The 10,646-nt window shown below is 60.4% G+C and carries 10 protein-coding genes and 1 pseudogene; 2 read left to right on the forward strand and 9 right to left on the reverse strand.

Annotated elements, in window-relative coordinates:
* The 7 genes from M3I54_RS42355 to M3I54_RS42385 form a co-directional block, all read right to left on the reverse strand.
* Positions 1 to 166, reverse strand: a 166-nt coding sequence (locus tag M3I54_RS42355) for a transposase (protein WP_254340981.1), incomplete at its 3' end; no start/stop codon positions are given.
* Between the two features lie 540 nt (positions 167 to 706).
* A complete protein-coding gene (locus tag M3I54_RS42360) occupies positions 707 to 1,519 on the reverse strand; it encodes a class I SAM-dependent methyltransferase (RefSeq protein ID WP_254346224.1) in 813 nt (270 codons plus the stop codon).
* A 560-nt stretch (positions 1,520 to 2,079) separates the two neighbouring features.
* The gene (locus M3I54_RS42365) at positions 2,080 to 2,463 is read right to left on the reverse strand and encodes a BON domain-containing protein (RefSeq protein WP_254346225.1); all 384 of its coding nucleotides are present in this window, start codon (positions 2,461 to 2,463) and stop codon (positions 2,080 to 2,082) included.
* A 33-nt stretch (positions 2,464 to 2,496) separates the two neighbouring features.
* Positions 2,497 to 3,642, reverse strand: coding sequence for a porin (locus M3I54_RS42370; protein WP_254346226.1), 1,146 nt, complete (start codon positions 3,640 to 3,642; stop codon positions 2,497 to 2,499).
* Between the two features lie 74 nt (positions 3,643 to 3,716).
* Positions 3,717 to 3,902 (reverse strand): DUF1289 domain-containing protein, encoded by a 186-nt coding sequence (locus M3I54_RS42375; protein WP_254346227.1) that lies wholly within the window; start codon positions 3,900 to 3,902, stop codon positions 3,717 to 3,719.
* A 60-nt stretch (positions 3,903 to 3,962) separates the two neighbouring features.
* Positions 3,963 to 4,799 (reverse strand): SDR family NAD(P)-dependent oxidoreductase, encoded by an 837-nt coding sequence (locus tag M3I54_RS42380; RefSeq protein ID WP_254346229.1) that lies wholly within the window; start codon positions 4,797 to 4,799, stop codon positions 3,963 to 3,965.
* Between the two features lie 2 nt (positions 4,800 to 4,801).
* Entirely contained in the window at positions 4,802 to 6,082 is a 1,281-nt protein-coding gene (locus M3I54_RS42385; RefSeq protein ID WP_254346231.1) for an MFS transporter, read from the reverse strand.
* A 104-nt stretch (positions 6,083 to 6,186) separates the two neighbouring features.
* Here M3I54_RS42385 and M3I54_RS42390 point away from each other — a divergent pair, with 104 nt between their 5' ends.
* On the forward strand, positions 6,187 to 7,221 hold the full coding sequence (locus M3I54_RS42390) for an IS110 family transposase (RefSeq protein WP_254346232.1): 1,035 nt from the start codon (positions 6,187 to 6,189) through the stop codon (positions 7,219 to 7,221).
* 375 nt (positions 7,222 to 7,596) lie between these two features.
* Here M3I54_RS42390 and M3I54_RS42395 read toward each other — a convergent pair.
* Both M3I54_RS42395 and M3I54_RS42400 read right to left on the reverse strand, forming a co-directional pair.
* Positions 7,597 to 8,616: pseudogene (locus M3I54_RS42395) on the reverse strand (3-keto-5-aminohexanoate cleavage protein); the annotation flags it as partial.
* 44 nt (positions 8,617 to 8,660) lie between these two features.
* On the reverse strand, positions 8,661 to 9,068 hold the full coding sequence (locus M3I54_RS42400; protein ID WP_254346234.1) for a carboxymuconolactone decarboxylase family protein: 408 nt from the start codon (positions 9,066 to 9,068) through the stop codon (positions 8,661 to 8,663).
* A gap of 148 nt (positions 9,069 to 9,216) precedes the next feature.
* Between M3I54_RS42400 and M3I54_RS42405 the strand changes: the two genes are divergently transcribed.
* On the forward strand, positions 9,217 to 10,248 hold the full coding sequence (locus M3I54_RS42405; protein ID WP_254346236.1) for an AraC family transcriptional regulator: 1,032 nt from the start codon (positions 9,217 to 9,219) through the stop codon (positions 10,246 to 10,248).
* Positions 10,249 to 10,646 lie beyond the last annotated feature (398 nt).

Genomic DNA, 10,646 nt, shown 5'->3' on the forward strand with positions numbered 1-10,646 from the left:
TGCGCAGCAGGTTGGCGTTGATCTCGTGCTCTTGCGCAATGCGCGCCACCGACACGCCTGGGCGCAATGCAGCCTCGACCAACGTGCGTTTGCCGCTTTCGTCGTAGCGGCGACGGCCATCCCTGCTTTGCCGAACCACCCTCAACCCTGAGTCTTTGTCAGCCATAGGTGTCCACCTCCAAATAGGTGGACACCTATGCTCCTCGCTCAGAGTCGCATTGGGTAGACGTCGATAATGGATCGCTTACTTCCTTTCTTTCAGCAACAAGGAAGCCGCGCGAAGGGAGTGACGACGACGTCAGATCGATGAAGGCGTGCTGTCAGTCGCAGACGAGGGCGCGTGGCTGCAGCCGTGGGTGTGGGGGGGCACGCGGAGGCCTGATATGCATGCGACGGATGCATCTGGCAGACAGCGCACCGTGAACCGATTCCAACGCGAATGACTGCCGTCCCGCGAGGATTGACCGCCTGAGTGTCTATCTGCTTATGCGGGCGAACGTCAGGAACTGGCCGTGTTCTGGCCGAAGGCGACTGGGAGCACCTGGCCGCCACCGCGCCGTCGGCGAGTGGACCAAGTCGGCCGTTGCTGCCCTTCGGGTACTCTCGGCGACTGTCACTACCGCGATTCAAGGCGGCCTTCCGCCTCACGCCGCAGGGTCGGACGCAACCGGTGTAACCCAGCTTCGGGTTCAGTGCCGACAGCTGCTCAGGGCTTTCTGGCGGATGCGAGCACACACGGCATCGGAACTTGCACCTCACCGTTGGTCGTATACGATGCGACGTCGTCGGCCACTGCTTTCTGGATCGCAGCCAGCGCCTGTGGCGACTGCGCCCTCAAGATCGCAGCGACGCGCACGCCGCCGCGCATCAGGACGTCGAAAGGCGTTTCGGGTGCGCGAAGACGCAACGTCTGACTGACTACCTTAATGCAGGGTTCAACGAAGCCCGCTTCAAGCAGCGCACGTTCCGACTCGTGCGAATCGCTGAAACGGAAGAACGGAGGCCCAGGCGGTAGCTGGACATCCATGCGGCCGTGCTCCTCAATGGCCTTGAGCACCATCCGGAATCCAACAGTCTGGTCAGGCGACGCCCAAACAGTGAAAGCGATTCTGCCACCCGGGCGCAGCACCCGAAACGCTTCGGTGAGCGCAGCCTCGGGACGAGCGAAATGGAGCATTCCGAAGCTGATGCCGACCGCGTCAAAACTCATATCCTCGAAAGGCAGGTTTTCGGCGCCCCCGGGACGGAACGTGAGGGAGGGAAAAAGCCGTCTCGCTTGCTGGACCATCGCGTCCGCGAAATCGACGCCTACTACATCGGCGCCACGATGCGCCGCCGCTGCCGCTAGATAGCCAGGGCCCGACGCGACATCAAGGAACTGGACGCTGGCACCGACGTCAAGCGCATCGAGCAGCGCATCATTGGACTGCGTCGTCAGTTCACCAAAATACGAGTGATATGGCTGCGCGACTGTTTCCCAGCCCCGAAGCTCAAAGACGCTGAATTCGTCATGTTCCATGGCAAACATCCATCACGGCTCGGCCAGGTGCATGCCGACATCGGGTCGAAGCGTTCCCAGTCGACGCATGCTGAATAGGTTAGTGTCCCTCGGCCGGTTATACAAGGCTGAATGGGGGTTCAGCAATTCGCCCTGACAGGCGGAGACCTTGGAGCAATACAGTGAACCTTGTCGTATGTGAAGTCGTGGCCGGAAGGCTTAGTGTCCGCAATACGCTCCCACTCTCCCACCTTAAACGGACGGTCGCGAGCATGGATCGGGTGGCCCCTGCTGGTCGCGTCCTGCGTGCTGGGGAGCGCTGGCTCATGGCTGCTGCCGTCCCGTCGGCGAATGCGCAAAACCGACCCACTCCCGCCGTTCGACCCAGCGCCGCCTCGACGGCGGGTTTTAAACGTCAACGGACATTCACGCGATCACGTCGGCCGGCGGTTGCTCTTGAGGTTTGTTCGGCGCCTGCCACTTTTGCAGGCCCAGAAGCGGTCGGTTGATGGAAATGGATTGGGCGTTAAGTTCCTGCCCCGACATCACATCAGGCTCTGTCGGATCGCCGCCAAGCCCAGTTACTGCCCGCCAAAAGGCTTTTTGACCGTCAACTTGTTGGTAACGGATGTGACGCCCGGAACGCCTTTCGCAATCTCGCTGACTTTGTCGATCTGCGATGCATCGACCACGGTTCCGTCGAGCGTCACTGCGCCGCCCTTCGCGATGACGCTGATATTGCCAGCGTTGATCTCCCTGTGCGTGACGATCGCGGAGTAGACCTTGCGGCGCAGCGCGCGGTCCGCTTTCCGGATGTCTTTCGCCGTTGTGCTGCCCGAGGCCGCCACCGCTGTTCCGTTCGAAGCGGCGCTCGCTTCGCTTGCGCCCGCCTGCGCCCAGACATGAACCGATGCCGAGGCGATCAATACGCCGCCCGCGATCCCGAGCGCCCAGTTTCTTTTCATCGCATGCTCCACTTGTTGTCTGTATGTGGGGAATCAGAAGCTGTGCCGGATACCGGCCATCGCCGCCGTGGTTGACCTGCCTTCCGGAACAGGCGCACCGTAGGTGATCGTCTGGCTCATGTTGCCGCGGTTGTTGACATAGCCGACCTGCGCGTAGGCGAGGGTGGTTTTGGACAAGTTGTATTCGGCGCCCAGCGCGAACTCGTTCGATTGATTGGACGAGTGGTTACGATCCTTCAGGTAATAGAAGCCCGAGGTGACCTTGAAAGCCGGGCTGAACTTGTAGCCGAGCCCACCGGAAATCATCTCGAAGTTGGCGTGGCCACTGTTCGCGGGGTTCCTGCCGATGCTGTATGACGTCGACACGGAAAAATCGTGGAAGGTGTACTGCGCGCCCAGATACCAGAAGCGGTTGTTGGCCTGGCCGGTCGAGGGCGCCGTGACGATTGTCGCGGGGCCGGTCTGCGTGAATGGATTCGTGTCGTGCCCGTTGTAGTAAACGGCCGCCAGGTTCAGGCCATAGTTCGAATACTGCAGTACGGCGGACTCGCGCGTGCCGCCCTGGAACTGGCCCGCAACGCCGCCGGGCGCATACTCGAGCGCAAGCGACGCGCCATAAAATTTCGGCGACCGGTAGACGATTGCGTTGTCGTCGTACAGCGCGCCGATAGGGCCGTTCGTGCTGAGGCCCTGCCAGCCCGCAGCCTGGTTCATGCCGAGCCATGCGGTCAGGATACTGCCGAAATACTGGGCGTTCCGTACGTCGGTATCCGCCATCGCGTAAATCATCGGCACGATCTGTCGGCCCATGTCGATGGTGCCGAACGGGCTCGACACGCCCACCGTCGTCTGCTGGTTGAATTGCGCTGTGGCGCCCGGCGTGTCGGACAGCCCGGGCTTGCCGTTCGAACTGTTGAACGACCCCTGCAACCTGAAATTGACCTTGTAGCCGCTGCCGATGTCTTCGCTGCCCTTGAGACCCCAGATGCTCGAATAGATCCCGCCGTCCTTGAGCTCATAGACATGGCCGAGATTCACTCTCGACTGAAAGTTCGCTGCATTCGCGCTCTGATACAACAACCCCGAATCGATGACGCCATACAGCGTCACCGATGACTGTGCGTACGTGGTGCCTCCCATTGCAGCCAGCACAGCTGCGACCAACCACTTCAGTTTCATTTTGTCTCCTGTTTGGTATATCTAAGCAACCAGCAACTGCATTTGCAGCATCAAACCTTGCATGACTTCTCCCTTCATTTCGACAGTCCATTCTTGATAGCGCAGTCGCCGGTCAACGTCATCCGCGACATCCTTGTGTTGCGACGGCACTCGATCAATGCGACGACGTCGGCCTTCTGTTGCTCGTTCATCTGATCCCAGAGGCCAATCTCACGGAGCGTTCTCCAGCACCCCTGGCAGAACTGACCGTCAGGGTCCATCCTGCAGATATTGATGCACGGGTTGATGATGTGATCGCTTCGGATCAGGTGGCGCTCCGGTCAGATCACTGCCCCGCCGTTCGGGCTGATCACCTGGCCTACCAGGTAGTGGTCACCAGCCAGGTAGGTCACCATCGAGGCGTATTCTTCCATCGTGCCCAGGCGCCCGGCGGGTATCAGTTGCCAGAACTGGTTGCACTTTTCCTCGCCTGCGGCCTCGAAGTATTGGGTGAATTCGGGCGTGGCCACGCCGCCTGGCGCCATCGCGTTGACGAAGATGTTGGCGCCCGCCACCTCGGCAGCAACCGACTTCGTGAAAGCAATCACGGCACCCTTGGTCGCGCAATAGTGCGGACTGTGCGCGCTCATTGCCGACATGCCGGCGATTGAAGCAATATTGATGATCCTGCCGTCGCGCTGCGGCTCCATCAGCCTGAGCGCTTCGCGTGTGCAGTAGAAGAGGCCGTGCACATTCACATCCCAGTAGCGATGCCACTCCGCATCGCATATGGTGCTGGTAAAGCCCAGCGACTGCCGCGGCACCGGCGTGGTGATATAGGCGTAGTGCTGGTTGCGGCGTTCGCTATCGACCGACGTATTCGGCACGAGCGCAGCATTGTTGACGAGGATATGCAGCGTGCCGAAGCGCCCGGCGATAGCGGCAAACAGCCGGGCGACTTCGCTGCTCGACGAGACATCGCAGCGTAGCGCGAGACACTGCGCGCCGGCTGCTTCCACCGCTGCGCACGTTGCTTCGAGCGCTGGCATGTCGATATCGCAGATCGCGACATCTGCTCCCGCGCGGGCCAGGTCGATAGCGATAGCGCCGCCCAGGCCACGACCGGCACCCGTAACAAGGGCGATACGCCCTGCCAGATTCTGACGCTGGTTTTGCATTCTTAATTTCTCACAGGTTGAATATTTTCGGTTGAGGGAAAGCGCTGCCTGCCTGCGGCGCGCGCCGCAAGGGCGAACCACAGGGCCGAGCTGATCGCCAGCACGTCGTTGACGAACAGGACGCCCGTCAATGGAGCGGCGCTGCCTGCCCGCTTCAGATGGTCAGCCAGCATGCCGATGACCACCGTGCCAATGGCGAGCGCAAATACATTGATCAGCAACATCGTGAAGCCAGTCACCGTCGAGCGCATCCTGGCCGGCGTCATGCTGGTGATGGCCGTCAGGGCTGAGCCATAGGCCGCCATCGGCAGGAAGAATCCGGCACACATGCCGATATAGAACAGGGGCGAGCCGGCCGGTACGAATCGATATGCCAGCATCAATGGCGCGCAGACCAGGAGGAGCAATGCCATGAAGCTCGCGTGTCCTCCGCGCAGACGCCTCGCCGCGCGATCCCCCACTGCACCTCCCGCTGCCGCGCCAAGCGTGCCGAATACCAGCTGCAACGCCCCGATCCGTGTGGCAATACCGGCCGCATTCATGCCCCGCTCGTCGACGAGCCAGAGCTGCGTGAAGGAGAAGCTGGCAAAAACCAGGTGCACCAGCACGAAGCCAGCAATCGTGAAACTGAGCGCGCGGTTACCGCCAACGGTGCGCAACACGGAGAGCGCCTGCCCGAGGAATGGTGCTCCGCGTTCCTGCGGTGCGACTATGCTTCGGTCTTCCCTGAGCAGTGCCAGGGGCAGCGCAATCGCAATGCCAATCACGCCCAGCGCATGGAACGTGGATCGCCACCCGAGCGTGGCGCCAAAGCTGCCAGCAAGCAGGAAACTGCAGCCGACGCCCAGCGGAATACCCATGAAGAAGAGCCCCATTGCCGTGCCACGGCGCTTGCCGGAGAAGAGCTCAGCCAGCAGGGCCACCGCGGCAGGGACCAGCGCCGCCTCACCGCTGGCGACAAAAAACCTGGCCACCACCATCTGCTCGAAGCTCTGGGCGTGGCCCGGCGCCAGAGTGCAGGCGCTCCAGATCAGCACCCCGGCGGCAATGATCCGGGGACGGCTGAATCGATCAGCGAGCGTACCCATGAACATCGCCATCACGCCGAAACTCAGTACCCAAACCGCACCCGCGAGAAACCCGTACTGCGTATGGTTGAGCCGCAGATCCCCAATGATCTGCGGCGAAAACCCGAGCAGCATGTTGCGGTCGATGTGCGCCAGCAGATGAACCACCAGCAGGGTCGCCAGGACGGCAGCGGGGCTTTTCTTCCAGAACATCATCTGTCTCCATGCATAATGGAATGGACGCCCCCGCCCGAAACGGCATCGGTGTGCCAGAGTGGAAGAGTGTCAAAGCGACCACTTAATCGAGGAGTGCACGCATCATGAAGATTTCGACGATTGGCATCGATCTGGCAAAAACCGTCTTTGCGATACATGGTGTGAATGAACATGGCCGAGCGGTCTTGAAGAAGGTGCTCAAGCGTGATCAGATGGCGGCGTTCTTTGCCAACCTACCGGCGTGTCTGGTAGGAATGGAGGCGTGTGGTAGCGCCCATTACTGGGCTCGAAAGCTGCAGGGCATGGGACATACGGTACGCCTGATTGCACCACAGTTCGTGAAGCCGTATGTGAAGACAAACAAAAATGATGCGGCTGATGCCGAGGCAATCTGCGAGGCCGTCGCGCGACCGAACATGCGCTTCGTGCCGATCAAAACCGTTGAGCAGCAGTCGGTGCTGTCGCTGCATCGCGTCCGTCAAAGTTTCGTTCGGGCTCGCACCGCGCAAGCTAACCAGATACGTGGCTTGCTAAGTGAGTTCGGGCTGGTTGTTCCACAAGGGATCCACCAGCTCGCAGGGCGAGTGCCGAGCATCCTCGAAGATGCGGCCAACGAGTTGACGGGATCCTTCCGGCAACTCATTCAGCGTCTCCTGGAACACATGAAGGAACTTGACCGCCAGGTCCACGACCTGGAAGTGCAAATCCGGGTATTGCACCGCGAGAACGAGGTCAGTTGCAAGCTCGCTCGGGTGCCAGGCATTGGTCCGATTACCGCGAGCGCGCTAGTTGCCTCTATCGGCGATGGCAAAAGCTTTGCAAGCGGGCGCCAGCTAGCTGCATGGCTGGGCCTGGTGCCCAGGCAGAGTTCCAGTGGTGGCAAGAATGTGCTGCTGGGGATAAGCAAGCGCGGCGATACTTATATACGGACCCTGCTGATACATGGAGCGCGTTCAGTCATCCGTGCGGCCAATCGGAAAGAAAACAAGGAGGGCTGGTTATATAGCCTGCTACAACGACGCAATCCGAATGTTACAGCAGTTGCACTCGCGAATAAGAACGTGCGCATCGTATGGGCACTCCTGGTTCACGCACGCGAGTTCCGAAGTGACTACATGGCGACTCCGACTGCAGCGTAAGCTTCGCGACACCAATAGACTAAGACGAATAGCAGGACACTTCAGCCGATTGCGCAGGCAATCATGATGTGATGGCGATATAGGTAAGACCGTGGTCAGGAAAATCTGATTGATCCAGTGTGCGTAAGAGCACGGCCAACTGACGAGATCTTGACCAGCAAATTCCATCAGGGACCGCCGGCGTGCGCCGGGTGCGAAGTCCGAATGCATGGCTGCAATCTTGACCTATAACCTGTCGCAAAATGATGGCTTGGCAAACCGGGGGCGTCCATGCATGATGGATTGGACGGCATGCGAGGTGCAACGCGGTATGCTGCCGCGCTGCACGTCGTCATGCTGGTCAGGCAGCCTTGCGTGCCGGTACGCCGCCTGCTCGGGTGCCCGGTTCGGCACCATGCGCAGCTTGTCCAGCGTCTCGTCAACCGACTTCCATTGCGTGCCGATCTGGTAGATGCCGCGTGCCTCCTGCGCACTCGCGACGTCACGATTGAGCTCGTGCGCAATGCGCACCATCTGCTCGATCTGCTGCACGGAGCTCGCACGTTTGCCGTCCGGACCAATCAGCGTGTCCTCGATGCCGACGCGCACATGGAGGCCCAGCGCGATGGCCATCGTGTTCATCGGCACAACATTGCGGCCCAGCGTTTCGATCGTGAGCACGGCACCATCCGGCGTGCGGCGCGCGAATTCCAGCATGTCGGCCGGATGCAGCCCTGCTGCGCCACCACCGATGGCCACGTAATTGAGGTTGAGCGGACCGGTATAGACGCCCTTGCGGATCAGCCGCTCGAGTGTTTCGAGTTGCGTGAGATTGCCCAGCATGAACTGCGGCTGGATGCCGGCGGCAAACAGTCGCCTGATGTGCTCGACATGCCACGACGGATTGGACGGCGAGATCATGTCGCGGTAAGCCGCCTGCAGCGCGGGGCTCATGAACGAGGTGCCGGCGATGTCGACCTCGGTCAGCAACTCCATGATGTTCATCTGGCCCGTGTTGATCGCGACGGTCACCTGTTCGGGACGCGGGTCCAGTTCCGCGAGCATGTGGCGCGTGTCGTCGTTCGCCCATTTGGCCATCTCGCCGTCGCTTTCCGGCGCGAACGAGATCGAGCCGCCGACCTGCAGGATCATCTGCGGCACCGCTTCGCGCAGAAGGGCGAGCATCTCATTGAACTTCGACAGACGCTTGCTGCCCTTGCCATCCTCTTCGCGCACGTGCACGTGCAGCACCGTCGCGCCTGCGTTGTAGCAGTCCACGGCCTTTTGCACCTGTTCATCCATCGTGATCGGGATATCGTCCGAATCGCCTGGGGTCCATTGCGGCCCGTACGGTGCCACCTGGATGACGAGTTTTTCCTGATTTTCAGGCAGCAGCGAGTCGTCCATGAAATGCATGATGTGTATTCCTTATTAAGAATGGGATGGGTGTGTTGGTGGCGTCAGGCGGCGGCCTGCGCACCCTTGTTCTTTGCCTGCTCAAACGCGGCCAGCTCCTCCAGCAGGATTGGTGCGCCGAGACTGGACGAATGAATGCCGAGGACACTGACGGCCTGCAGAACCGCTGCGATCTCTTCCTTCGTGGCGCCCAGTTCGAGCGCCTTGCGGATATGCCGGCGCGTGCCCGGCGCGTACATATGCGTGCAGGACGAATCGACTGCGATGGCAAGGAACTCCAGCACCTTGGGTTCGAGCACACCTGACATCATGGTGTGTGCGCCCATCGTCATGAATTTCTCGGCCCATACGGGATCGAGTTCGGCAATGGCATCCCACGCAGGATTCCAGTTGCCTGTGGCGCGCAGCTGATCGCACATTGTCGTCGCTCTGCGGTTCGTCTCTTCGCTCATTGCCTATGTCCTCGGTATTCCTGAAGGAATCAAAACATTGCCCTAGTCTAGTGGTGTGCCAACGGAGACAAGTATCCGGGTTCGGCAAGAAGACGTTTGACGCATTGGGACAAATAATTTACATTCTGGGACGCTACGGGAAAACGATATGTCCTATCTGCTTCGCAGTGCAGCCCTCACCAACTACGTCGAGGTGGCCCGGTCGGTGGGTCTCGATCCCTATCAGCAGTTGGGCGACGCAGGAATTGAGCGGTCTGTGCTGCTCGACCCCGACATCATGATTCGGGCCGAGGCGGTCGCGCGGCTGCTGGAGACATCGGCCCGGTCCGCCGCGGTTGAGGATCTGGGGCTGCGCATGGCCGAAACCCGCCACATCTCGAACCTCGGCGCGCTCGGCTTTGTGATGCGGGAACAGCCAACGCTGCGAAAGGCACTGGAATCCGCGTCGCACTACCTTCGGCTGCAGAACGAGGCGGTGGTGATGCGCATCGAGGAATCGGAGGGCCTGGCGGTCATCCGCGAGGACATCGTGGGCGGCATACCGGGTTCGATGCGTCAGGCAACGGAGCTGGTTCTGGGGGTCCTCTACCGCGTACTGGGCATGGTGCTGGGCGCCGCCTGGAAACCCCGTACCGTCTGTTTCACGCATCATGCTCCGGCCGGTACGACGATTCATACGCGTGTATTTGGCGTGACCGTCGAATTCAACCAGGATTTCGACGGCATTGTGTGTCTCGCGTCCGATCTTGACGCCGCGATCCCTGTCTACGATCCGGTCATGGCGCAGCAGGTGCGCCGCTACCTGGATTCGATGCTGCTGCAGTCCAACTCGACGATGCCCGACAAGATCAGGAAGCTAATCGTTGCGCTACTGCCGTCAGGTACCTGTTCGGTCGATCGGATTGCGCAACATCTGGGCATGGATCGCAGGACCGTGCACCGCCATCTCGCACCGTACGGCGAGAGTTATCTGTCGATTGTCGATTCGGTACGGGTAGAGATGGTGAAGCGGTATGTTGGTAGCGGCAACAGGCCGCTTTCTGAAGTCGCCACGCTGGTTGGCTTCTCATCGTTGAGCGCGTTTTCCCGCTGGTTCAGCGGACGCTTTGGTTGCAGCGTTTCGACGTGGCGCCGCGAAGAGGCACAACGAAGCGCGAGTGCCGATGTTAAGTTCGTCTAGCGCTGCATGCGCATTGGTCTGCGAATCTTGAGCAGCACGGCCGGCTTGATTGAGGATTCGACGCTCCTGATCATCGATGGAAGGTCCGTTACCCGCGCTGAGCCGACGTTTGAATGTCCGCCTGAAAGCGCGCTCGAATGGCCGTTGGTGGCCCAGACTGTGTCAAAACGCCTGGCCAGAGGAGATTGACAAGATCTGTCTCGGTATTGGCCGCGGCATGTGAATTGCGGGAACACCAGCTTCAAACCATGGCCACGCATATTGCAAAGGCTCAACAACCCCGTGCGGGCATCATGCTCGCATCGCCTTCATAGCCATTTCCGAGCCGATCAGCTTGATCACCCGCTTCATGTTGTACGCGAGCACATGCAAGCTCATCTCCGTGCTCACCCGCTCGA

The organism is Paraburkholderia sp. CNPSo 3274 (assembly GCF_024206475.1).
Taxonomy (GTDB): domain Bacteria; phylum Pseudomonadota; class Gammaproteobacteria; order Burkholderiales; family Burkholderiaceae; genus Paraburkholderia.